Below are 25,871 nucleotides of genomic sequence, written 5' to 3' on the forward strand. Positions count from 1 at the left end.
ATCAGACAAAAAGCCGGACTCCTTCTAAATGAAGGAGAGAAATCTTCTCCGTTGGAAATGGAGGAATCTGAAATGTCAGTAAAAGAATCGGTTTTAGGAAAGCTTCAGGATGGAACTGAGGTTAAGAGATATACATTGACAAACGGTAATGGTACAGAGGCCAGCTTCACAGATTTAGGCGCAATCTGGCTTACTATGCTGGTGAAGGACAAAGAGGGAAACAAGAGAGATGTGGTTCTCGGTGTTGATAATGTTGAGATGCTGCTCAGGAACCCCGGTCACATGGGAGAGCCTCTGGGTCGTAACGCAAACCGTATCGGCGGCGGATCCTTTGAGATCAACGGAAAGACCTATGAGCTTACGAAGAATGACAAGGGTGTTAACAACCTTCACTCAGGACTTGATTACTGGAGAAACAGAGTATGGGATGCAGAGTATGACAATTCCGGACTCGGCAGCTATGTGATGTTCTCGATCATTTCACCGGACGGTGACCAGGGATTCCCCGGAGAGGCAAAAGTTTCTGTGACATATACATTGGCAGAAGACGATAGTCTCAGCATCCACTATACAGGAACAGCCGATCAGGACACAGTATTTAACATGACAAATCATGCTTACTTTAATCTCGACGGATACGACAGCGGAGATGCCATGGACCAGATAGTATGGATCAATGCTGACCGTTTTACACCTGCCAACAAGAATTCTATTCCTTACGGTGATATAGCATCTGTTCAGGGTACACCAATGGATTTCACCACACCGAAGCCTATAAAGAGAGATCTCAAAACGGATTTTGACCAGCTTAATTTTGCCGGAGGTTTCGATCATAACTGGGTGCTTAATGATTTCGACGGAAATGTAAGACTTGTGGCCACAGCTTTCTCCGAAAAGTCAGGCATCAAAATGTCAGTATACACAGATCTTGAGGGAATGCAGTTCTATACAACCAATTCCATGGCTACTGACTTTGAAGGAAAGGGTGGAGTTCATTTCGGACCGCACCACGGATACTGTTTCGAAACACAGCATTATCCTGACTGCCTGCATAAGGCAGATTGGCCGACATCTATAGTCAAAGTCGGTGAAGAATACGACACCACCACGGTTTTCAAGTGGGAAGTAAAGTGATCATAGTTACTATTCAGAGCATTTAAGGATTAAACTGAATAATAATTGATATTATAAAGAGGTTTTATTGAAAAAGTTATTTATAGCGGAGAAGCCCTCCGTTGCGCAGCAGTTCTCCCAGGCTCTCGGCATGAAGAATGTCAGGAGAGGCGACGGATTTCTCGAGGATGAAAACTATGTCATAACCTGGTGCGTAGGACATCTGGTGCAGTTGTCCTATCCCGAGGCTTATGATGAGTCTTTGAAAAAGTGGAGTTTTGACACGCTGCCCTTTATTCCCGGGGATTCCGAGTGGAGATACGAAGTCGGAAAGAGTACGAAAAAGCAGTTTCAGGTAGTTTCCAAACAGCTCAATCGTGAGGATGTGGACACCATATATGTCTGCACCGATAGCGCCCGGGAGGGAGAATATATTTACCGCCTTGTGGAGATGATGGCTAAGGTGCCGGAATCCAAAGAGAAAAGGAGAGTCTGGATAGATTCACAGACCAATGAGGAGATACTTAGGGGCATTCGTGAAGCAAAGCCTGACAGTGCTTATGATAATCTTTCGGCCGCTGCCTTTTCACGGGCCAAAGAGGATTATCTCATGGGCATAAATTTCAGCAGAGCTCTGTCCCTTAAATACAGTAACCGTATAAGACGGGAGCTCAACATGGATCGTAATGACAAGATGGTGGTGGCTGTCGGACGTGTCATGACCTGTGTCCTGGGAATGATAGTAAAGCGTGAGCAGGAGATCAGAGCCTTTCAGAAGACGGTTTTCTACCGTATCCTGGGAGATTTTGACATCGGAAACGGTGCCGTGATCACTGCGGACTGGAAGGAAAACCCGGGCTCAAAGAAGTACGCACCAACAGAGATATATGACGGAAAGGGCTTCCTCAAGCAGGGTCGTGCCGTAGAGTTTATGAAGAGTTTCATGCCTTTTCCAAGAGAGGCGGAGGTTACAGGCCTGGAAAAGAAGAAGGAGACAAAGAATCCGCCCCTTTTATATAATCTTGCAGAGCTTCAGAATGACTGCTCAAAGATGTTTAAGATAAGTCCCGATGAGACCCTGGCCATAGCCCAGGAGCTTTATGAAAAGAAATTAACCACCTATCCCCGTACTGATGCGAGGGTTTTATCTACTGCCGTATCAAAGGAGATAGCAAAAAACATAAAGGGACTTTCCACCTATGAGCCGGTGGCGGCAGCGGCTCAGGAGATACTTGAAAACGGGTCCTATAAAAACATAGGAAAAACCAGGTATGTGGATGACAAGAAGATCGCCGATCACTATGCGATCATTCCTACCGGTCAGGGGCAGAGGGAGTATCAGTCCTTAAAGCCTCTGGCTAAGAAGGTATATGAGTTGATTTGCCGGAGGTTTCTTGCTATCTTTTATCCGCCGGCAGTTTATCAGAAGATTGCATTGTCCATAAGCTGTAATGATGAGACCTTCACGGCCGGAACGAGAGCTTTGAAGGAAGAGGGTTATCTGAAGGTTGCCAATGTCAAAAAAGATGCTTCGAAAGCCGCAGAGGGAGACAGCGGTACCGGAAGTGCGACCGGTGACGGACAGCCGGAGGGCGGACAGGACTCTGAAGAAACCGGAGACAAAGACGGACGCCTGAGTGAAGCGCTTTTGAAGCTTAAAAAGGGTCAGAAGATAAGCCTTCGTACCCTTCAGGTGAAAGAGGGAGAAACTTCACCGCCTAAGAGATATACTTCCGGATCAATGATCCTTGCCATGGAAAATGCCGGAAATCTCATAGAGGATGAGGATCTGAGAGCTCAGATCAAGGGTGCCGGAATCGGCACGAGTGCTACCAGAGCCGGAATACTCACAAAGCTTGTGGATGATAAGTATGTGTCACTTCAGAAAAAGACACAGATCCTGACACCTACAAAGCTTGGTGAACATATAGCCTATTATGTTAAGATATCCATACCCCATCTTCTCAATCCGAAGCTTACGGCTTCCTGGGAAATGGGTTTAAGCTCCGTTGCCGAAGGAAAAATAAGCGAGCGGGAATATATGGATAAGCTGGAGCAGTTCGTAAGGGAAAAGACAGAGAAGATCAGGTCAATGTAAAGGCTTGCTGCAATGGTGATCATCCGGGTGAACATAAAGTAGTTCGGTAATATGAAAAAACATGCTCTCATTTGAGATGAAAACGCAGCAGTTCGGCCGGTGAACCAGTACAACGTATTTTAAGTTTCTGGCACATTCACAGTTAGATGAAAACAGGAGAAAAAAGTGAAAAAGAGTGATATGACAATAGAGGCCATGTATGACCTCAGTTACACAGAGGCGGGGGAGGCATTTTCAGGATGCACGTACCCTTGGGAGGTACTTCCGAAAATTCATGATTTTATCGCGGCCTACGGACCGACTCTTTCAAAGGAGGAGTATGATGAAGTAAAGCCCAATGTCTGGATCCACAAGACTGCCAAGGTCTTTGATTCTGCTTATTTTGCGGAGTATATCATTATCGGACCCGAGACAGAGGTCAGACAGTGTGCATTTCTCCGGGGCAATATCATTGCCGGTAAAGGTTGTGTCATAGGTAATTCCTGTGAGCTTAAAAATGTTATTATCTTTGACGGAGTGCAGACACCACACTATAATTATGTGGGAGATTCCATTCTTGGATATAAATCACACATGGGAGCTGCGTCACTTACATCAAATGTAAAGTCCGATAAGAAGCTTGTGAAAGTGCATGCTGAGGACGGAGACATTGAAACCGGACTCAAGAAGTTCGGTGCCATGCTCAGTGACCATGTTGAGGTAGGCTGCGGTTCGGTACTTAATCCCGGCACGGTTATCGGAAGGAACACAAACATTTACCCCCTTAGTTCCGTAAGGGGCTGTGTGGATTCTGATTCCATCTATAAGTCAAAGGATGAGATCATAAGAAAAACAGAAGATTAAACACTTTTTATAAAGGAGATTTTAAATGGACAACAATTATGGATCAAATGTAACAGTTCTCAACCACCCTCTGCTTACTCACAAGATTTCACTTCTTCGTGATAAGGCAACGGGAACAAATGAGTTCAGACAGCTTGTGGAAGAGATCGCCATGCTTATGGGGTTTGAGGCTCTTCATGATCTGCCCACAAAGCTTGTAGAGATCGATACGCCTATCGAGACAGCAAGTGTTCCTATGCTTGCCGGCAGAAAGCTTGCCATCGTCCCGATCTTAAGAGCAGGACTTGGCATGGTTTCAGGACTCACAGCTCTTGTGCCAAGTGCCAAGATCGGTCATATCGGTTTGTACAGAGATGAGACTACACATCAGCCGGTTGAGTATTTCTGCAAGCTCCCTCATCCTATCGAAGAGAGACAGATAGTTGTATGTGATCCTATGCTTGCAACAGGCGGATCTGCTGTTGATGCTATCACCCAGATCAAGAGACACGGCGGAAAGAAGATCAAGTTTATCTGCATTATCGCTGCTCCTGAGGGTATAAAGAAGCTTGTTGAGGCACATCCAGATGTTCAGGTTTATGTCGGAAACGTAGACAGATGCCTTAATGAAAATGCTTATATCTGTCCGGGACTCGGAGATGCCGGAGACCGTATTTTCGGAACAAAGTAATGGTTTTTATGATAAAAAAAGAAGCGGACCGGTATAGAACCAATCCACTTTATGTCTGCCGCCAGCCGGACTTGAACCGGCATGGATAAACCGCGCGATTTTGAGTCGCGTGCGTCTGCCAATTCCGCCATGGCGGCTTAAGACCTATATAAATTAGCACATTATCGAAAGGTTTTCAAGTCGAATCGATGCCGATTTTGACCCATCAATAACATTATGACATGCCTGGATGCCCGAAAAAAAATTTATGATTATCTGAACAACAAGCTGACAGATGCAGAGCTTAAGGATTTTATCGATCATGTGAACGGATGTGACGAATGTATGGATGAGCTCAGGATCACCCATATGGTTTACAGAGGTGCGGCGGAGCTGGATTCCGATGCGGACACCAATCTGAACATCGACGAAGCGCTTAAAAGGACAATAAGTGATTCAAAGTTCTATCTGTTTAGACTGTTTGCCAGAAGGATAGCTGCTATGGTTGTGGATGCCATAGCTTTTTGGGCTGTACTGATCATTTTTCTAATGCAGATCAGGATGTGGATCATGTGAAGAGGAGATAATTTTGTCAGATAAACTTTTACTTATAGACGGACATAGTATCATGTCTCGTGCTTTCTACGGAATCCCGGAGCTTACCAATTCTCAGGGATTGCATACAAACGCGGTATATGGGTTTTTAAACATTCTTCTGAAGGTTCTGGATGAGGAACAGGCAGACCATCTTGCGGTGGCATTTGATGTTCATGAGCCCACCTTCAGACATAAAATGTTTGAGGGTTATAAGGGAACACGTAAGCCTATGCCTCAGGAGCTTCACGAACAGATTCCCGTTATTCAGGAGGTCCTCACGGCTATGCACATTCCGCTTTTGAAAAAAGGCGGATTTGAGGCGGATGATCTTTTGGGAACAGTTGCAAAAAGAGCCCAGGCAAAGGGAGTGGAGGTAACCATAGTTTCCGGAGACAGAGACCTTCTTCAGTTAAGTGATGAGCATATCAAAATCTATCTGCCCAAAACCTCCAAGGGCGTGACTACCGCGGAAATCTATTATCCCGATGATGTGAAGAAAACCTGGGGAGTGACCCCGGCGGAATTCATAGATCTGAAGGCTCTTATGGGTGACACCTCGGACAATATTCCCGGAGTGGCAGGTCTCGGACCCAAATCTGCCGAGTGGATAATAGAGAAGTATCATGACATCGAAACCGCACATGAAGCAGCTGTTTCAGGGGATCCTGAATTCAAGGTTCCCCGTAAGCCGAAGGCTGCCCAAATGCTTATCGAGGAGTGGGATAATGCAAAGCTCTCCAAAATCCTCGCCACCATCAACATTGATTCGCCCATAGATTTTGAGTATGATGATGCGAAGGTGGAGAATATGTTTAACGAAGAGTCTTTTGAAATGATAAAAAGACTCGAGCTTAAATCTCTTATCAAGCGTTTTGATGTAACCTCTCTTAACATTGAACAGCATCAGGATTTTGATCTTTCAGAGATAAAGTCTGTTGATGATCCTTTTATGGCGAAGATCGCCTTTAAGGATGCTGCAAGTCAGGGGGCGGCAGGTTTCTGTATAGTTCATAAAGCATCGGTTCAGGAAAATGCTGTGGGACAGATGGAAATGGTATTTGATGAAGAACCGGATGCAGAAGCTAAAGATCAGGAAGCATCCGATACCACAGAGCTCTTCTTTGCCCTTGAGGGCGGCAGATACTTCAGATTCCATGGCTTTGACTGGAAAAAGGAGCTTAAGGAGCTGTCCCTTAAAGAGGGGATGCATCTCTATACCATGAACCTTAAGTCTCAGCTTTATGATTGTGATTTTTCCCCTGAGAGCAATGTTCTCGATCTGTCAATTGGGGCTTATGTCATTAATCCACTGAAGGATACCTATACCTATGAGGATCTGGCCAGAGATTTCATGTCGGTGACATTACCATCGGAAAAGGAACTCAGGGATCGTTTCAAGGTGGCTTCGAAATCGGACACATCAGACGACCACAAGCTTCTTTCGACAGTTGAGGAAACAATGGGGGCATATACTGCCATAGTGGCAGAGGGAGCTTTTAAGGCGGTTATGGATAAGCTTGAAGAGCTTCAGGAGATGGAGCTTTTCAGAGACATTGAGATGCCACTTGTATATACCCTTTACAATATGCAGGTGGCGGGAATCCTGGTCGATAAGGCGGCTCTTCTTGACTATGGAAAGGAGCTTAAGGCCGGTATAGAAAAGCTTCAGAAAAGTATTTATGAGGATGCCGGAATAGAATTCAATATCAACTCGCCGAAGCAGCTTGGTGAGATCCTGTTTGAAAGACTTGGACTAAAGGGCGGAAAGAAGACCAAATCAGGATATTCTACAGCTGCGGATGTGCTTGAAAAGCTTGCGGAGGAAAATCCGATAGTCAGAGATATACTTGAGTATCGTACACTCAGTAAGCTGAATTCGACATATGCCGAGGGCCTCCTCGGATTCATACGTGAGGATGGCAGAATACACGGAGAGTTTAACCAGATGGTTACAGCCACAGGACGTATTTCCTCCACAAACCCGAATCTTCAGAACATTCCCATCAGAACAGAGCTTGGAAGAAGGTTCAGAAAGGTATTTGTTCCGTCGCCGGGATGTGTTTTCATTGATGCCGACTATTCACAGGTGGAGCTTCGCATTCTGGCTTCACTTTCGGGAGATCCGAAGCTTATTGAGGCATACAAGGATGCCAGGGATATCCATGCGGTTACAGCATCTCAGGTATTTCATATACCGCTTTCGGAAGTCACAGAGCAGCAGAGGCGTAATGCCAAGGCCGTTAACTTCGGTATAGTTTACGGTATTTCTGCATTCGGACTCAGTGAGGGCCTGTCCATAAGCCGTGTGGAAGCAAAGGAATATATAGAAAGATACTTTGAAACATACCCGGATGTTAAGAAATATCTGGACGGTGAAGTGGAGTTTGCCCGTAAACATGGTTATATAAAGACTGTTTTCGGAAGACGGAGACCTGTTCCGGATATCAATGCTTCCAACTTTATGAGAAGATCCTTCAGCGAAAGAGTTGCGATGAACAGTCCTATCCAGGGATCAGCCGCGGATATCATGAAGAAGGCCATGAACGAGGTTGACAGGGCACTTCGTGAAGGCGGTTACAAGTCAAGGATAGTTGTTCAGGTTCATGATGAGCTTTTGATAGAAGCCCCTATAGAAGAGAAGGATAAAGTAAGAGAGCTTCTGGTTGAAAAGATGCAGAATGCCGTAAAGCTTAAAGTACTTCTGGTGGCTGATGCAAGCGAAGGATATAACTGGGACGAGGCTCATTGATATGTACAGTGAGATAAACCGGTTCCGGTTCACATGGGTAGATAATGGGAATACGCAAGATTTATTAATTTTCGGTGAGAGGAATAGGTTTGGCTGATCAGCTCATTGAGACCAATGAAGTTAATATACATTCCATGGGAGAAATGTCAAATAAGACGTTTCTTTCATGGAACTTAAATCTATAGACGATATATAGAAAGAAAAGATGGAATGGCTTTAATAGAAAAAACAGATATAATGCACCTGGGTTTTTTAAAAAAGGAGAGCTTTACGGGTTCCTCCGAAGGCATGCGTTATCGCATGTCCAAGGTGGTTTATAAGGATCCCGATACTGAACTTTTGAAAAAAATCGAAGCAGGGGAAGCGGATTATCCCGTGGATAAAAAGACCGGAGAAAAAATCATGAATCCTACAAAGGAAAGGCTTCGTCTGGGTGTCTGGGCCTGGCCGGAACCCTTTTCCTTTGATAAGACGCCGGAGGATAAAAAGCTATATAAAGAGCTTGCTTTTGATGAAGCCGGAGTTATGGAAGGACTTGACTGGCTGAATGCACGGAAGAGGGAACAGGACTGGGCAGAGCTTAGGATATCATGGAAAGACCGGTCATAGCGGGCAGAGCTTGGGATATCATGAAAAGTCCGGTCACAGCGGTCTGAGCATAGGATATCATGGAAAGACCGGTCATGACGGACAGGGTCTAAGATGGTTTACGGAGACCGGCTTTCGGAAAGAAGCATTGCAGAATGAGGCAAAGAGACAGATGGTAATCGGAGTTATAGGAGGTGTCGGTGCAGGTAAGTCTACAGTACTTGACACCCTGGAAAAAGACTATGGGTTTGTGATCCTGAAGACGGATGACATAGCCAAGTCTTTTTATGTTGACGGAAATTCTGTTTTTGAAAAACTGAAAGAGCTTCTCGGTGAAGACATTCAAAAAGAGGACGGTACTGCGGATCTTAAGGCAATTGCAAAAAAGCTGTATGGAAGCGGGAAGGATCACATTCGAAAAAAGGTCGATGGAATAGTACATCCTGCTGTGTGGGAATACGTCCGAAAAGAAATCGGCTCCCGGGATGCGGATTTTGCGGTAGAGACAGCATTACCAAATGAAGCTTTTACAGATTTATGCGATGAGATCTGGGCAGTATATGCGGAAAGGTCAGTCAGAGTTAAGCGCCTTATGGAAACAAGGGGCTATACAGAAGAAAAGGCCCGTGATATGATTCTTTCGCAAATCGGGGATGATGAATATGAGAAAATCGCCACATTCAGGATCGACAATACGGGCTCCCCGGAAGAGACGGTTAAAATGATCGGGAATCACATGAGGGATTTTTTTGGTGAATACAATCCGGCTGTTCAGATGCTGTAATCCTTCCCGGAAGGGTGGATGCACCCCGGTGTTCCGGATTATGAAGTTATTGAAAGGTTTTGATTTTAATGAGGTTTACAAGCATTGCCAGCGGTTCAGGCGGGAACAGCACATACATAGGCACAGAGAGTACCCATATCCTCGTAGATGCAGGGGTGACCATGAAGGCCATAAACACAGGACTTCATGAATTGGATCTGGAGCTTAAGGATATAAATGCCATATTCCTTACCCATGAGCATATAGACCATGTCAGGGCAGTCGGAACCATTGCAAGAAAATACGGCATACCTATGTACGGAACCCTGGGAACTCTCAGGGAGGTAATGCTCAATAAGACATTGGGAGATGTTCATAAAGACAATCTTTTTCCGATCCTTCCCGACAGTACCATGGAAATAGGCGACCTCCGGATATGTCCCTTCAGTATATATCATGATGCTGCGGATCCAGTGGGCTACAGAGTGGAGACTATGGGTGAAGATAAACCGGATGCGGCTAAAAGGGTTGCGGTTGCTACGGATCTCGGGCATTATGACGATTATATCGCTGAGCATCTGAGAGACCTGGATGCTATGGTGATTGAATCCAATCATGACGTTAAAATGCTCAGCACCGGACCGTATCCAATGTCTCTGAAGCGACGCATATTAAGTGACCATGGACATCTCAGCAATGACAATTGCGGACTTCTTCTGGATTCCATACTCTCAAGACGCGTGAAGCATGTTTTTCTGGGACACCTCAGTAAGGAGAACAACCTTCCGGTTTTGGCATTAAACACAGTCAGGCGGGAGATAGACAAGTCTGATTCCGAGCACAAATCTGGAGAGATAAACATTACCGTTGCCCACAGGAACCGGATTTCGGAAATCGTTGAGATTTAAGAAGTTTCATCCGGCGTGGTTTAACGATATAGGTTTCCGACCTGCCCTGAGAAAAGGATTTCCATAATAAAGGCTTGTGCGCTTATAGGTGCCATAACTCCGGGTGATTGTATTTAAAAATGAAGGCAAATTATGGAATATTAAACTTGTTTTTTTATTGCATCGATGCTTATTATAGAAGAAACTTGCAGGCTGAAATGTGTCAGCGGCTTTATGGATTCAAGGAGGTTTTATGAAAAAGGCGATTATTACCGTTGTTGGTAAGGACAGTGTAGGTATCATAGCGAAGGTGTGTACATTTCTTTCAGAGGCAAATATCAACATCCTTGATATTTCACAGACCATCACAGGCGGATTTTTCAATATGATGATGATCGTCGATGTCTCCGATATAAAAGAGCCTTTTGACAAGGTTGCGGGAGAGCTTACACAGTACGGTAAGGACCGGATCGGTGTGGATATCAAGATGCAGCTTGAAGAGATTTTCACCATGATGCACAGAATCTGATATTCATAGAATTATGATATCTGCGAAGTGATGAAGTGATACTTCTTCCATCATGTAGTACCAAAGGAGAATATATGGCAATTTTAAATGATGTTGTAAATGCTGTTGAGGTATCTGAAACCAACAACATGATAGAGCATAACAATCTTGATGTTCGTACCATAACCATGGGCATCGGTCTTCTTGACTGTGCGGCACAGGATGTTGATACATTTTGCGACAATATATATAAAAAGATAACCAAGTATGCAAGAGACCTTGTAAAGACAGGTGAAGAGATTTCAAAGGACTACGGTGTGCCTATCGTAAACAAGAGAATCTCGGTAACTCCCATAGCCCTTGCCGGCGGCAGTGCCTGCAAGTCGACAGAGGATTTTGTAAAGGTAGCCCATACTCTGGATAAGGCTGCCAAGGCGGTAGGGGTTAATTTCCTTGGGGGTTTTTCGGCTGTCTGCCAGAAGGGGATGTCACCGGCGGATGAGATGCTCATGAGGGCCATTCCCAGAGCTCTTGCAGAAACGGATATAGTTTGTGCATCGGTCAATCTCGGTTCTACCAAGACCGGTATCAATATGGATGCCGTAAGACTTATGGGAGAAATGGTAAAGGAAGCCGCTGAGCGCACTAAAGATACAGACTCCTCGGCATGCTCCAAGCTGGTTGTATTTTGTAATGCTCCTGATGATAATCCGTTTATGGCCGGAGCCTTTCACGGAGTTTCCGAAACTGACTGCATTCTCAATGTAGGCGTTTCCGGACCCGGTGTGGTACGTGATGCTTTGCGTAATGCTCAGGGTCTTGATTTTGAGGAGCTGTCAGAGCTTATAAAGAAGACAGCCTTCAAGATAACGAGAGTAGGACAGCTGGTGGCGAAGGAAGCTTCAAGGAGACTGGGAGTTCCTTTCGGAATCATCGATCTTTCTCTTGCACCAACACCTGCCATCGGAGATTCTGTGGCAGATATTCTGGAGCTCATGGGCCTTGAAAAGGTTGGGGCTCCGGGAACCACAGCTGCTCTTGCTATGCTTAACGACCAGGTTAAGAAGGGCGGTATCATGGCATCCAGTTCAGTCGGAGGACTCAGCGGTGCATTCATCCCGGTATCTGAGGACCAGGGCATGATCAATGCAGTTGAGGCCGGTGCCCTTAATCTCGAGAAGCTTGAAGCCATGACCTGCGTATGCTCCGTAGGTCTTGATATGATCGCTATTCCGGGAGATACCACAGCCGCAACCATTTCGGGCATCATAGCTGATGAGGCGGCCCTTGGCATGGTGAACCAGAAGACAACCGCGGTCAGAGTTATTCCGGCATACGGCAAGAAGGTTGGAGACCATGTTGACTTTGGAGGCCTTCTCGGCCATGCACCGGTTATGGCGGTCAATACCTTTGACTGCTCGGCTTTTGTTAACAGAAAGGGCAGGATCCCTGCGCCGATACACAGCTTTAAAAACTAAGGAGAATAGTCCGGAGGGCCGATGCTCTCCGGACTAATTATTTGTGATATTTATGCCGAAGTAGACAAGTGTGATGTATCGTGATGCAGGAGTTTTTTGGAATAAAATAACAACAGAGGGCTTATGTACAACGGAAAAAATGTGATCGGAATAGTAACTGAATTTAATCCTTTCCATGAGGGACATAAATATCTGATAGACAGTATCAGGCTCCGCTATGGCGACTGCTATGTGGTTGCGGCCATGTCCGGGGATTTTGTTCAAAGGGGAGAGCCTGCTATATATGATAAATATGAGAGAACCTGGGCGGCGCTTCAGGGCGGTGTTGATATGGTGGTGCAGATTCCGGAGATGTTTTCGACGTCCTCTGCGGAGGATTTTGCTGCGGGGGGAGTTGCGACGTTAAGATCTCTTGGACTTGTTGACATTCTGCTGTTTGGTTCTGAATCCGGGGATCTGGATCATCTCATGAGGATTGCAGATCTCGAGCTGGATTCCGGAAGTAAAGAGAATGCCAAATTAAATGCTGCCATAAGGGACAATGTTGAAGCCGGTATGAGTTATGCAAAGGCCAGGGCGGAAGCCATAAGTCTGGTGCTTTCCGGAGATGATGAAAAGGCTTTTGAAAATATACTTGACAGTGTATCCGGAGGAAACCCTGATGAGGATTTAAATAACTGGAAAAAGTCTGAAAACATAGGTGAGCCGGGTCTTCCGGCGGATGCCCGGGATAGTGCCGGTCTTCTGAAAAAAAACGATCCTTCATCGGGCGCCATGGCCTCAAGGCTTCTCCCCAATGACATTCTGGGAGTTGAGTATATAAAGGCAGTAAAAAGGCAGGGAGAGTGTTTCCGCATTGACTGTATCAGGCGGAACCAGAAATTTGAAAGTGCCCATGCTATTCGTGATGCGATTAAGAATCCTCAGTCGGAGGATGGGGATGTAAGCATTAACCGATCATATGCGGACGTGGATATGCTGTCAGATATGCTGAGCTACAGAATGCTGCAGCTGTATTATCTTGACCGTATGTCGCCTGAACAGCCATCGGCTTTTATGGACTATCTGGATGTGTCCAGGGAGATAGCTGATGCTTTGAAAAAACAGATACATGACCGTATGACATTTACTGAAAGAATAGAAGCCATAAAATCGAAAAATTACACTTATACCCGCATTTCGCGAGCTCTGCTCCACATTCTTTTGGGAATCCGTAAGAAGGATGTCCGGGTTCTCCGGGGAAGATTTTTCGGGGAAGCGGATATGATGCCGTATGTGAGGATTCTTGGCATTCGTAAAAGAGCCAGAGATATGCTTGGCAGCGTGAAAACTACGGTGGTAACTTCGGCTTCGAAGTATGAAAAGCAGCTTTTCTCGGTTCGCAGGAAGGAAACTATCGAGACACCGGAGGAGCTTATCCTCAGTATCAATGCTTCCCATGCGGAAGCTTTGTTTAATCAGGATATGTATTCTGCGGATATATATAATAAAGTGTATAGTCCCAGAGAACGTGAAGACGGATTGATAAGTTACGGGAATGAGTTTACACAAAAATTTTTAATCGTTGACTAGAGTTTTATGGTATCATTTATCTATTGAAAAGAGTCGGTTCGGAAACATTGGCACAGGGCAATTTCATCGGGCGGCATGGGTCCGGGGCGGCTGAAGATAACGGAGGCAGATGATGAAGCTTGTTTATGCAATTGTACGTAATGATAATGAGGATGATGTGGTGGATGCGCTGAATGCTTCTCATTATCAGGTAACGAAGCTTGCCAGTACTGGAGGATTTTTACGTAAGGGGAATTCCACTCTTATGATCGCTACAGAGGATGATAAGGTTGACGAATGTGTTGAGATCATAAAAAATGAATGCGGAAACCGGCAGAATATAACCGTCAATATGCCTTATGTTTCCGGCACCTCCATGAACACCTATTCCACCATGCCGATGCCGGTGGAGGTCGGCGGTGCCACGGTGATGGTGGTCAATCTGGAGAGATTTGAGAAGTATTGAACCGGAACACATTTTGTCCTTGATTTTGTGCAGAAAATCAAGGAGTTTGTGGCTTGAACGGTAAGTCTAATCGAGTATAATAATTATGAATGTCAAATTGTATACAGAGCTACACCTGTGTGCATTAAAAACATAAACCTGTCACTGTGTATCTGCCGGTTCTTTCAACAGGAGGTTGGTGAGAAGAGGCATGTCGCAGATGATTAAAATTATAATGTGTATATTGAGAGGAGAATGACACCAATGGCTATTATTGATGAGATCAAGGCTAAGGCAAAAGCAGACAAGAAGACTATCGTACTTCCTGAGTCTATGGACAAGAGAACCTTCGAGGCTGCTGTAAAGATTACAAAGGAGGGTATCGCTAACGTTGTTCTGATCGGTACTCCTGAAGAAATTGCCAGGAACGGTGAGGGATTTGATCTTACAGGCATTACAGTTGTGGATCCATACAACGATGCCAACAAGCAGAAGTACATTGATAAGTTCGTAGAGCTCAGAGGCAGCAAGGGTGTTACTGCTGAGTCAGCCAAGGAGCAGATGGAGAAGGATTATATGTACTATGCATGTCTTATGTGTAAGTGCGGTGATGCTGACGGTGTTGTTTCCGGTGCATGTCACTCAACAGGTAACACTATCAGACCGGCTCTCCAGCTTCTTAAGACAAAGCCGGGCATCAAGTCTGTTTCAGGTTTCTTCCTTATGGAAACAGATGCAAAGGAGTACGGCGAGAATGGTACATTCGTATTCGCTGATTGTGCAGTAAACGTAGATTTCGATTCAGAGAAGCTTGCTGAGATCGCAGCACTTTCTGCTGAGTCTTTCAAGAGCTTTGTTGGCGCAGAGCCAAAGGTAGCCATGCTTTCATATTCAACAAAGGGAAGTGCAAAGCATGATGATGTAACAAAGGTTGCAGAGGCTGTTAAGATTGCTAACGAAAAGTATCCTGATATCAAGCTTGACGGTGAGCTTCAGCTTGATGCAGCTCTTGATCCTACAGTTGCAGAGCTCAAGGCTCCGGGCAGCGCAGTTGCAGGTCATGCAAACACACTCGTATTCCCTTCACTTGAGGCAGGAAACATTGGCTACAAGCTCGTTCAGAGACTTGCTCATGCCGGCGCTTACGGTCCTGTTCTTCAGGGTCTTTCAATGCCTGTTAACGACCTTTCAAGAGGCTGCTATGCAGACGATATCGTAGCAGTAGTTGCTATGACAGCTGTTCAGGCTCAGAATGCTTAACTAAGAATTAAAGGGTCAGGCCCTGGTGACTTGACCCTGTTTCTTTTTATGTTTTAGTACCGCGGTTCGTGGGACTTGAAGCTACAAAACGAAAAAACGGAGCACGACGCTTCATAATATGATTTTAGGAGAAAAAACCAATGAAAATTCTTGTTTTAAACTGTGGATCTTCTTCACTTAAGTACCAGCTCATCGACATGGAGAATGAGTCAGTTCTTGCCAAGGGTCTTTGCGAGAGAATCGGAATCGACGGTTCAAAGCTCACACATAAGGCTCCGGGTAAGGATGATTTTGAGCTTGAGACAGCTATGCCTGATCACGGCGTTGCAGTTAAGCTTGTATTTGATGCTCTTACAGACGCAGCACACGGTGTCGTTAAGTCTGTTGATGAGATCGGTGCTATCGGTCACAGAGTACTTCATGCCGGAAAGAAGATCACAGAGTCTATCGTTGTTAATCAGGAGGTAAAGGATATCATCCGTGAGTGCTTCGACCTTGGACCTCTTCACAACCCTGCAAACCTTCTTGGTATCGAGGCTTGTGAGAAGGTTGTTCCCGGTAAGCCAAACGTTGCTGTATTTGACACAACCTTCGGTATGACTCTTCCTGAGAAGGCATTCTACTATGCGATCCCTACAGAGTACTATGAGAAGTATGGTATCCGTCGCTACGGTTTCCACGGAACATCTCATACATTCGTTTCTCACGAGACAATCAAGTTTGGAAATCTTGATCCTGAGAAGGCAAAGGTTATCGTTTGCCACCTTGGAAACGGTGCCTCTGTTTCTGCTTCTATCGGTGGAAAGGGTGTAGATACCTCTATGGGTCTTACTCCGCTTGAGGGTCTCATCATGGGAACACGTTCAGGTGATATCGATCCTGCAGTAGTACAGTTCCTTGCAAATCATGAGCATCTTTCAGTTGACGAGGTTCTCAACATCCTTAACAAGAAGTCAGGTGTTCTTGGTCTTTCGGGCGTTTCTTCAGACTTCCGTGATGTAGGGAAGGCTGCCGCTGAAGGCAATCACATGGCTCAGGTTGCTCTTGATGCATTTGAGTACAGAGTTGCCAAGTACATCGGTGCATACGCTGCTGCAATGAACGGTGTTGATGCTATCGCTTTCACAGCCGGTGTTGGTGAGAACGACAAGAATGCACGTAAGCGCATCGTTGATCAGTATCTCGGATTCCTCGGCGCAAAGATCGATGATGAGAGAAATGATGTTCGCGGTAAGAATACACTTATTTCTTCAGATGATTCAAAGGTTAAGATCTTCCTTATCCCTACAAATGAAGAGCTTGCCATCGCACGTGACACACTTCGCCTTGTAGAAGCTTAATAATTTGCCAATATCTCGACCGGAGCATTTTTCATGTTCCGGTCTATTTTTTTCAGTAGTAGATTATGACGATAACGGAAGAAAATGGAAGGGATGGGTGCGTCACCCGTCCCTTCCATTTTCTGCACCATTTCAAATACTTTGAAAATTTTGCTTGCAATTCTCTGAGTAACGTAGTATCGTATATCGAGCGTGCAATTGCTAAAATCAAATAAGATTTTTGCTTGACATAAAATAACCGGTTGGATATAATTTCTCGGTATGACGAAGGAGGTGTAAATATGTCAATTTGTCCTAAGAATCATTCATCCAAGGCTCGCAGAGATTCAAGAAGAGCTAACTGGAAGATGGGAAAGATGAACCTTGTAAAGTGTTCAAAGTGTGGTGCTCTTGTTATGCCTCACAGAGTCTGCAAGGCTTGCGGATCTTACAACAAGCGTGAGATCGTTAAGGTTGAAGACTGATCTTTACCGATTTAATAAGAGATAATTAACCCTGAAGTGCTATGCTTCAGGGTTTTTTCTGTGTATGGAAATATTCAAAAACCGTTGAAGTTGTTAAATGGGAGCTACGTGGTATAATGACTTAAGTTGTTTCCCCGGGGTGCAGAGATACTAATGTGAAGGATTTTATTCATCACAATTTGTACCGCCGGCTGAAAAAGCCGGAATGGATATCAGTGTGAGAAAATTCTTACAAATTATCCCGGTGCACTAAGGCATCGGAATGGAGTTTTTATGAAAAGGTTATTAACGGTGATCATGCTGCTGAGTCTGATGATGATCGGATGTCAGAAGCATTCGCCTATAGTCTATAGCGTGAATAAGTCGGATGAGCTTATACAATACGAATCTGAATCCATTGAGGAATCCAGGTTTATGGAGTCACTTGAGGAGCAGATAAAAATCGAGGAATCCGAAAGTGCGGCCATAGAACAGGCGGCTATCTGGACAAAAAAGGTGCCGGATAAACCTCCGGTTAAGGTAAAGGGCGTCTACATCAGTTCGAAGGTTGCGGGAGCGGAGAAAATGAAGACGATCGTTGAGCACATTGATGCCACCGAGATCAACGCAGTCGTCATAGATATCCTGGAAGATAAGGGACATATCGAGTACAAGATGGGTGGTGAACTCATCGATTCCATCGGTTCGGTGCAGGAGACCATTCCGGACATCGATGCACTCATGTCTATGCTGAAGGAGCATAATATTTACGCCATTGCCCGTATAGTAACCTTCAGGGACCCTTTCCTTGAACAGGTTAAGCCGGAGTGGCTGAACCACAATAATGACGGAACGGTATTTCACGATGCCTCCGGTATGACATGGATCAATCCCTATAACCGTGAAGCCTGGGAGTATAAGGTGCAGGTAGCGGAGCAGTGTGCTGACGCGGGTTTTGATGAAATACAGTTTGACTATGTGAGATTCTGTACGGAAAAGGGCATGAACAATGTTACTTACACCGATGAAGAAACCCAGGGCATGGACAAGACAGAGATCATCACTGAATTTATCAAGTTTGCTTCGGACAGACTGGCGGATAAGAACGTGTTTATGTCTGCGGATGTTTTCGGAACCATCATTGGCTCCTATGTTGATACTATTTCGGTAGGACAGGATTATCCGGTTATGGCAAGCGCTGTGGATTATATGTGCCCCATGATCTATCCTTCCCATTACGGAAACGGAAATTTCGGGCTGGATGTCCCGGACAGGCATCCTTATGAAGCTATACTTGGCGCCTGCAATGCTTCCAAAAAGGATCTTGCTTTAGAGGAGGTTGAGGGCGTGCATCAGGCAAAGGTTCGTCCATGGCTTCAGGGATTTACGGCTTCATATCTTTCGAGTTATATCCATTACGGACCTGAAGAAATAAGACAGGAGATACAGGCGGTCTACGATGCCGGCTATGATGAGTGGCTTATATGGAATGCCAACAATGAGTATCAGTGGGATGCGTTCTTGCCGGCGTGAGGCTGATAAGGTACGGAATTGATATTAGGTTATAACAGTTATGCCGGATATTCCTTTGGATGCTCTAAAATCTTTGACGTAAGGATTCTTTCTGTTATAATTAGATTTCGTTGATATAAGTGCCTGTGTCCTATGAAGAGCAGGCAGATATTGACTTTCCGGACTTATGATAAGCCGGGATGCCGGAAGGCAGAAAAGTTACTTCAACATGATTTCACAAGGGGAAATTGGTTATGCAATATAATTTTAAGAAAATCGAGCCTAAGTGGCAGACAAAGTGGAAAGAGGCTGATGCCTTCAAGGCAGTGGACTTTGATAAGCGCCCAAAATGGTATGGACTTGTAGAGTTCCCATATCCGTCAGGAGCGGGAATGCACGTTGGACATATCAAGGCATATTCAAGTATCGAGGTTCTTGCACGTAAGAGAAGAATGCAGGGCTACAATGTTCTGTTCCCTATGGGATTTGATTCCTTCGGACTTCCTGCGGAGAACTATGCTATCAAGACCAATACACATCCGCACATCATCACAGAGAAGAATATCGATCATTTCAAGGAACAGATGAGACAGGTTGGATTTTCTTTTGACTGGTCAAGAGAGATTGCAACTTCACATGCGGATTACTATAAGTGGACACAGTGGATCTTCCTTCAGCTCTTTAACAAGGGACTTGTATTCAGAGCAAAGACTCTCGTAAACTATTGCCCAAATTGTAAGGTGGTTCTTTCCAATGAAGACTCACAGGGTGGTAAGTGTGATATCTGCCACAGTGATGTAGTTCAGCTTCCAAAGGATGTCTGGTACCTGAAGATCACAAAATATGCAGACAGACTTCTGGATGGTCTTGATGACGTTGAGTATCCTGAAAGCATCAAGCAGCAGCAGATAAGCTGGATCGGACGTTCCACGGGTGCATTCGTTAACTTCGAGCTTGCGGATGAAAGCAATGGAGCTGTTCTCGATAAGCTTGAGATCTATACCACAAGATGCGATACCCTTTACGGAGTAACCTTCATGGTTGTTGCTCCGGAGCATCCTGCCCTTGATAAGTACAAGGACAAGATTACAAACTGGGATGAGGTTCTGAAGTATAGAGAGGACGCTGCCAAGAAGACAGAGTTCCAGCGAACTCAGCTTGTAAAGGATAAGACCGGCGTAAAGATTGCAGGTCTTAAGGCTGTAAATCCTGTTACAGGAAAGCAGATCCCTGTATTTATCGCGGATTATGTAATGATGGGCTATGGAACAGGAGCTATCATGGCTGTTCCTGCTCACGATCAGAGAGACTATGATTTCGCGAAGAAATTCGGCGTAGATATCGTTGAAGTTATAAAGGGCGGAGACATTGAAAAGGAAGCCTATACAGGCGACGGAGAGATGGTTAACTCTGACATCCTTAACGGATTCACAAACAAGAAGGATTCTATCGCAAAGATGCTCACTGTTCTTGAGGAAAAGGGCATCGGACACAAGGGCGTTCAGTACAAGATGAAGGACTGGGCATTCAACCGTCAGCGTTACTGGGGAGAGCCTATTCCTCTTATCCACTGTCCTCAGTGCGGAACTGTCGGTGTTCCTGAGGATCAGCTGCCACTTACACTTCCGGATGTTGAGAATTTCGAGCCGGGTACTGACGGTCAGTCACCGCTTGCAAAGATTGAAAGCTTCGTAAACTGCACATGCCCTAAGTGCGGCGGTGCAGCAAAGAGAGAGACAGACACCATGCCTCAGTGGGCAGGTTCCTCATGGTATTTCCTGAGATTCTGCGATGCCAACAATGACAAGGCATTTGCCGATGCAGATAAACTTAAGTACTGGCTTCCGGTTGATCATTACAACGGCGGTATGGAGCACGTTACCAGACACCTTCTTTACTCAAGATTCTGGCATCAGTTCCTTTATGACCAGAAGCTGGTTCCTACACCGGAGCCTTATGCAAAGAGATCCTACCAGGGACTTATCCTCGGACCTGACGGAGAGAAGATGTCCAAGTCAAAGGGTAATGTTATCGATCCGCTGAACATCGTTGATACTTACGGTGCAGATACACTTCGTGCATACGTTCTCTTTATGAGTGACTATACAGCAGCTGCTCCATGGAGCGATGAAGGAGTGCGTGGCGTTAAGCGTTTCCTTGACCGAGTAGCGGGTCTTACAGATATCGCAACACTTGACAAGGAAGATCCGGGCCTTGAGTCAAAGCTTCACAAGACCATCAAGAAGGTTTCCGATGATATCGAGCGTATGAAGTTCAATACTGCCATCGCAGCGTTGATGACTCTCATCAATGACTTCACAAAGGCGGGAGCTATCACAAAGAATGACCTTATTGTGTTTATAAAGCTCCTTCATCCGTTTGCACCTCATCTTACCGAGGAGATTTATGAGACTCTCGGAGGCGAGGGACTTCTTACACTGGCTCAGTGGCCGGAGTATGATGAAGAGAAGACAAAGGATGCAGTCATCAACATGGGTGTTCAGGTTAACGGTAAGGTACGTGGTAATGTTGACATCCCTGCTGAAGCTGATCAGGATGCAGCAGTTGAGGCTGCCAAGGCTGATCCTCAGATCAACAAGTTCCTTGATGGCAAGAACATCGTTAAAGTTATCTTTGTAAAAGGAAAGATACTGAACTTCGTAGTTAAGTAAAATATATGCGAGACAACAGTAAATTTAATTTTGATGAAGAACTGAAAAAACTCCCGGCTTTGCCGGGAGTTTATCTTATGCATGGACCCAAAGACGAAATCATTTACGTCGGCAAGGCGAAGGTCCTTAAAAACCGTGTAAAACAGTATTTCCAGAAGTCCTATAAAAAATCAGCGAAGATCCAGCAGATGGTGAGTCTGGTGGAGAGATTCGAATATATAGTTGTAGACTCCGAGCTTGAAGCCCTGATGCTGGAAAACAATCTCATCAAGGAGCATAAACCTAGATACAATACACTGCTTAAAGATGACAAAACCTATCCATATATCAAGGTTACCTTTGAACAGTACCCGAGGGTTCTCAAGGTCAGGAAAAGAGCTACGGATAAAGGTAAATATTTCGGTCCCTATGCCTCAAACGATCAGGTAAATGAGGTTATAGACCTTATACGAAGGACTTTCCATATAAGAAACTGCAATAAGGTATTTTCAGAGGATGCACCCCTTGCCAATAAGTGCATGTACTATGACATCCATCAGTGTGACGGGCCCTGCATCGGCAGACAAAGTAAGGCTGATTATAAAATTCAGGTAGATAAGGCCATAGATTTTCTTAACGGAAAGTATGAGGATATCGTGAAGGAACTGCATCGCAAAATGATGAGGGCTTCCGATAATCTGGATTTTGAAACTGCCATGGAAATGAGGGATCTTATTAAGGCCATTGAAGCTGTGCAAAACAGGCAGAAGATTGTTGCCTATGATTCCGGTGACCGGGATATCATAGGTATGAGAAGAGAATTTTCTGACTGTATCGTTCAGATATTCTTCGTCCGGGACGGAAAGATCATAGGAAGAGACCATCAGTTTGTAGACATCGATCAGGAAGAAAGCGATGAAGAGATCCTCAACGATTTTATAGAGCAGTATTATAACGGAACGCCTTTTATTCCTCACGAGCTCTGGGTTCAGACGGAGCTCCCCGAAAAAGCCATACTTGAACAGTGGCTTAGTCGCGAGAAGGGCAGAAAGGTAAGCATTATCACTCCTCAGATAGGCAAAAAGGAAAAGCTTGTGGAGCTTGCCATCACCAATGCCGGAATTCTCATGAACCGTTACAGACAGCAGTACCGTGAGCAGGATGCAAAATGTGCCAGGGCGGTTAAGGAGCTTCAGGATATCATCGGTCTTGAAAAGCCGCCTATCCGCATCGAGTCCTACGATATTTCCAATACCATGGGAGCTCTTAACGTCGGTTCCATGGTGGTGTATCAGAACGGTAAGCCCAAGAATAATGATTACAGAAAGTTTCGTATCAAAACGGTTCAGGGACCGGATGACTATGCGTCCATGTATGAGATGCTTACCCGCCGCTTTGAACATGGTCTGAGTGAGATGAAGGATAATGCAGTCGCCGGAAAGGATGATTCCATGGGTTCCTTTTCAAATTTCCCGGATCTTATCTGTATGGATGGAGGCAAGGGACAGGTTAATGTCTGCAGGCAGGTGCTTTCGGAGCTTGGCATAACCTCGGTGGAGGTCTGCGGTATGGTTAAGGATGATCATCACAGAACAAGAGCACTTTTGTATGATGACAGGGAACTGCCTCTTGCTGAAAACAGTGAAGCCTTTAAGCTGCTCACCCGTATTCAGGATGAGGTTCACAGATTTGCCATAACCTATCACCGCTCACTTAGGGAAAAGAGCCAGATAAAGTCATTGCTGGATGATATAAAAGGCGTGGGAGAGGTACGAAAGAAGGCGCTGATGAAACGGTTCGGAGACATTGATCACATAAGAGCCGCGTCCCTGGAGGAGCTTATCGGCTGCCCTTCAATGGATGATCATTCTGCGAGACAGGTGTATGACTTTTTCCACAGAGAGCAGAGTGTGTGTTGAAAAACTGTTCATTTTTCTTACGTAAATCTGTCTTGTATTTAATGAAAATCACAATATACAAAAATTATTATTGCTGATAAGATGATGTGAGTAAAAATAGGATTTACTTCTTGCCGCTTTTTCTGTGACATTGTGAGAATGTCATAAGACAGTGGGCGGTGCCTGCATGGGTGAGAAGTATCATATATATGGAGATAGATTTATGGCAGACAGATTTGAAGATATGGCCGGAAAACGTACGGCATCCAGGGCTCGCGGGCAATCCAGAGCCCGGGGTTCACAGCAGAGCGAACGCAGGAGCACATCTTCCCGTGTGAACTCGCAGAATAATACAACAAGAAGTTCCAACAACCGATATAACAGAAGACCTGACAGAGAACCGAATTACGGTATTATCATAGGATCTGCCGTTGCAGCTGTGATATTGGTGGGAGGACTGGTTTTTGCCCTTAAGGGCGGCTTGGGCGGCTCATCAAATTCTTCGATAGAAGAGACTACTTATGCGGTAGAAGAAACATTGGACCCTAACAGCATACATGAGGATGTTTACCTTGACATCAGTTCTTTTGCAGCGGGGGCTCAGCTTTTAAATATCAATGGAATGAATCAGCAGCAGGTTAAGGATGCCATAAAGGCTCAGTATACCTGGAATCTGGTGGTTAACAATACAAATCCCCTGTTAAGTAAGTTCAGCATGCCGGAGCTTTCTTCCGGTGAAACTTCCTCGGAGACCGCAGCTGAGGCAGGGATACAGGCTGACAATGATGGGACTGAGCAGACGGTTGAGGTTGAGAATCCGTATTCATCCATAACCATAAGACCTGAGGCATCAAGCTTTGCTGTTCCGGATCTTATTGAGGCAAACCTTGATGAGATGATCGCACAGATTTTTGAAGACATTAAGTCAAAGGAGACTCAGGAAACCAAGGAAAGTTCTTCCGAAAATGAGTCAGAGAGCAGCACGGAGACGGAAAGTGTTGTAACTGCGGATTATGCATTGGCACTTCCGGATTTTAAGTCCCAGATAAATGACTACATGTCACAGCTTGCCACTGTGTGGAAGATGAATCCCAAAAATGGTGACATAACTTCCTATGACCGTGACACAGGAGAGTTTGTTTTCGGAGGTTCTGTTGACGGTTATGAGCTTAATGCTGAGACTACTGCTGCCAAAGTCATGGAGGCCATAAATAATCACAATTACTCATCTCAGATTGATGCGGACGGAAAAACAGTTTCGGCTTCTCTGGATTCGATTAAGGATAAGTACAAGATCATCGGATCCTTCACTACCAAGACTACTTCCAATTCCATCCGTAACGGGAACATCAAGCATGCGGCCGCAGCCATAAACGGTACCGTTCTCCAGCCGGGAGAGGAATTCTCTTTCAATCAGACTGTGGGACAGCGTACAGAGGAGAAGGGCTACGGCGGAGCACCGGCTTATAATGAAGGTGAGGTTGTTACCGAGGTCGGCGGAGGTGTGTGCCAGGTATCATCCACACTTTACAATGCTGTTTTCCGCGCCGGACTTACCACAACCTACAGAAGATCACACACCTTTGCGCCTACATATGTTACCCCGGGGACAGATGCTACGGTTTCCTGGCCGGGACCTGATTATAAGTTTGTTAATGATTCAGATCACGCCATAGGAATCCGTACCTGGTATTCGGATCAGACCATGAATGCTCAGATTTACGGAGTAAGGGTTCTTCCTGAGGGAGTATCATGGGAACTTGTTTCGGAGAAAGCCATGGATCTCCCTGTACCTGATCCTGTTATCATTACTGAGGGAACAGAGTCAGAGGGTAGTGCCGGATCGGAATGGCAGGCATACAAGGTTATTCACAAGGCAGACGGAACTACAGAAAAGGTCAAGGATCACTACACACATTACAGTGGTCATACACCTAAGAAATATTCTCCTGAGATTGCAGCGTCTATTGCTGCAGAACAGGCCGCGGCAGCGGGTCTGACAGCTGCTACCGATGAAAACGGTCAGGCTGTAGTTGAGACACCGGCGGGTGAATCCGGAGACAGTACCGAGTCCACGGAGCATGAAGTGGTTGAGAGACCTGAGGATAACAGTGAGCCCGAAGAGGAAAATGAGCCTGTGCATGAGGCACCGTCTGCTCCCGCTCCGGAAACAAATGCCGAAACCGTTCATGAATATATAGAGGGTCCGGTTCCTGTATTGGGAGATTCTTTGAATGAAGGACTTATCGAGGAAGGCCCTGTAGTGGGCGGCTGAAAAGTCAATAATTATAACTGTCAAAAACCGCATGTCTATGGTGAACTGCTACCGGACATGCGGTTTTTTCTATATATTTCAAACACCTTTGGAAAAGAGGAGGCCACGGATCCGGCATATGTCCGGAGCATTCAGGGAGTTGGATGCTATGGTTTCGGGGTGGAATTATTTTTTTGGCGGAATGCATCGGATATTGTTTTTGATTTTGTACAACATATACTAT

At 45.4% G+C, this 25,871-nt stretch carries 20 protein-coding genes and 1 tRNA gene; 20 read left to right on the plus strand and 1 reads right to left on the minus strand.

The features are described from left to right. The first annotated feature begins 72 nt into the window (after positions 1–72). From G625_RS0104500 to upp, 4 genes are all read left to right on the plus strand, one after another. Positions 73–1,134 (plus strand): aldose epimerase family protein, encoded by a 1,062-nt coding sequence (locus tag G625_RS0104500; RefSeq protein ID WP_029200155.1) that lies wholly within the window; start codon positions 73–75, stop codon positions 1,132–1,134. Between the two features lie 67 nt (positions 1,135–1,201). Next, a complete protein-coding gene (locus tag G625_RS0104505) occupies positions 1,202–3,211 on the plus strand; it encodes a DNA topoisomerase (RefSeq protein WP_029200156.1) in 2,010 nt (669 codons plus the stop codon). Between the two features lie 165 nt (positions 3,212–3,376). Next, complete coding sequence (locus G625_RS0104510; protein ID WP_029200157.1) at positions 3,377–4,054, plus strand: acyltransferase; 678 nt, start codon at positions 3,377–3,379, stop codon at positions 4,052–4,054. Between the two features lie 25 nt (positions 4,055–4,079). Next, the gene (gene upp / locus G625_RS0104515; protein WP_029200158.1) at positions 4,080–4,724 is read left to right on the plus strand and encodes a uracil phosphoribosyltransferase; all 645 of its coding nucleotides are present in this window, start codon (positions 4,080–4,082) and stop codon (positions 4,722–4,724) included. A gap of 56 nt (positions 4,725–4,780) precedes the next feature. Here the strand turns inward: upp and G625_RS0104520 are convergent. Beyond that, a tRNA-Leu gene (locus tag G625_RS0104520) sits at positions 4,781–4,861 on the minus strand. Positions 4,862–4,940: 79 nt separating this feature from the next. Between G625_RS0104520 and G625_RS0104525 the strand changes: the two genes are divergently transcribed. From G625_RS0104525 to G625_RS18375, 16 genes are all read left to right on the plus strand, one after another. Continuing rightward, the gene (locus tag G625_RS0104525) at positions 4,941–5,279 is read left to right on the plus strand and encodes a zf-HC2 domain-containing protein (RefSeq protein ID WP_029200159.1); all 339 of its coding nucleotides are present in this window, start codon (positions 4,941–4,943) and stop codon (positions 5,277–5,279) included. A gap of 10 nt (positions 5,280–5,289) precedes the next feature. Then, positions 5,290–8,049: a DNA polymerase I gene (gene polA, locus G625_RS0104530; RefSeq protein ID WP_156885028.1), complete on the plus strand. Its 2,760-nt coding sequence runs from the start codon at positions 5,290–5,292 to the stop codon at positions 8,047–8,049. 210 nt (positions 8,050–8,259) lie between these two features. Continuing rightward, positions 8,260–8,658: a hypothetical protein gene (locus G625_RS18360; RefSeq protein ID WP_044931605.1), complete on the plus strand. Its 399-nt coding sequence runs from the start codon at positions 8,260–8,262 to the stop codon at positions 8,656–8,658. Between the two features lie 10 nt (positions 8,659–8,668). Beyond that, the gene (gene coaE / locus G625_RS18365; RefSeq protein ID WP_049895708.1) at positions 8,669–9,421 is read left to right on the plus strand and encodes a dephospho-CoA kinase; all 753 of its coding nucleotides are present in this window, start codon (positions 8,669–8,671) and stop codon (positions 9,419–9,421) included. A gap of 68 nt (positions 9,422–9,489) precedes the next feature. Next, the gene (locus G625_RS0104545) at positions 9,490–10,308 is read left to right on the plus strand and encodes an MBL fold metallo-hydrolase (protein ID WP_029200161.1); all 819 of its coding nucleotides are present in this window, start codon (positions 9,490–9,492) and stop codon (positions 10,306–10,308) included. A gap of 232 nt (positions 10,309–10,540) precedes the next feature. After that, positions 10,541–10,816 (plus strand): ACT domain-containing protein, encoded by a 276-nt coding sequence (locus G625_RS0104550; RefSeq protein ID WP_029200162.1) that lies wholly within the window; start codon positions 10,541–10,543, stop codon positions 10,814–10,816. A gap of 74 nt (positions 10,817–10,890) precedes the next feature. Continuing rightward, positions 10,891–12,273 (plus strand): PFL family protein, encoded by a 1,383-nt coding sequence (locus G625_RS0104555; protein ID WP_029200163.1) that lies wholly within the window; start codon positions 10,891–10,893, stop codon positions 12,271–12,273. Positions 12,274–12,396: 123 nt separating this feature from the next. Continuing rightward, positions 12,397–13,845 (plus strand): tRNA(Met) cytidine acetate ligase, encoded by a 1,449-nt coding sequence (locus G625_RS0104560; RefSeq protein WP_029200164.1) that lies wholly within the window; start codon positions 12,397–12,399, stop codon positions 13,843–13,845. Between the two features lie 112 nt (positions 13,846–13,957). Further along, positions 13,958–14,290, plus strand: coding sequence for a cyclic-di-AMP receptor (locus tag G625_RS0104565; RefSeq protein ID WP_029200165.1), 333 nt, complete (start codon positions 13,958–13,960; stop codon positions 14,288–14,290). Between the two features lie 243 nt (positions 14,291–14,533). Then, positions 14,534–15,529: a phosphate acetyltransferase gene (gene pta / locus G625_RS0104570; protein WP_029200166.1), complete on the plus strand. Its 996-nt coding sequence runs from the start codon at positions 14,534–14,536 to the stop codon at positions 15,527–15,529. A gap of 140 nt (positions 15,530–15,669) precedes the next feature. Then, positions 15,670–16,869 carry an acetate/propionate family kinase gene (locus G625_RS0104575; protein WP_029200167.1) on the plus strand — a complete coding sequence of 400 codons (1,200 nt, stop codon included), beginning with the start codon at positions 15,670–15,672 and terminating at the stop codon, positions 16,867–16,869. 281 nt (positions 16,870–17,150) lie between these two features. Beyond that, a complete protein-coding gene (gene rpmF, locus G625_RS0104585) occupies positions 17,151–17,333 on the plus strand; it encodes a 50S ribosomal protein L32 (protein ID WP_029200168.1) in 183 nt (60 codons plus the stop codon). Positions 17,334–17,606: 273 nt separating this feature from the next. Further along, a complete protein-coding gene (locus G625_RS18370) occupies positions 17,607–18,845 on the plus strand; it encodes a putative glycoside hydrolase (protein WP_242826590.1) in 1,239 nt (412 codons plus the stop codon). A 233-nt stretch (positions 18,846–19,078) separates the two neighbouring features. After that, positions 19,079–21,496 (plus strand): leucine--tRNA ligase, encoded by a 2,418-nt coding sequence (gene leuS, locus G625_RS0104595; protein ID WP_029200169.1) that lies wholly within the window; start codon positions 19,079–19,081, stop codon positions 21,494–21,496. A 5-nt stretch (positions 21,497–21,501) separates the two neighbouring features. Then, positions 21,502–23,394 (plus strand): excinuclease ABC subunit UvrC, encoded by a 1,893-nt coding sequence (gene uvrC / locus G625_RS0104600; RefSeq protein ID WP_029200170.1) that lies wholly within the window; start codon positions 21,502–21,504, stop codon positions 23,392–23,394. A 202-nt stretch (positions 23,395–23,596) separates the two neighbouring features. After that, the gene (locus tag G625_RS18375) at positions 23,597–25,648 is read left to right on the plus strand and encodes a VanW family protein (protein ID WP_049895710.1); all 2,052 of its coding nucleotides are present in this window, start codon (positions 23,597–23,599) and stop codon (positions 25,646–25,648) included. Positions 25,649–25,871 lie beyond the last annotated feature (223 nt).

This window comes from Oribacterium sp. NK2B42 (assembly GCF_000424445.1).
In the GTDB taxonomy this organism is placed as follows: domain Bacteria; phylum Bacillota; class Clostridia; order Lachnospirales; family Lachnospiraceae; genus Oribacterium.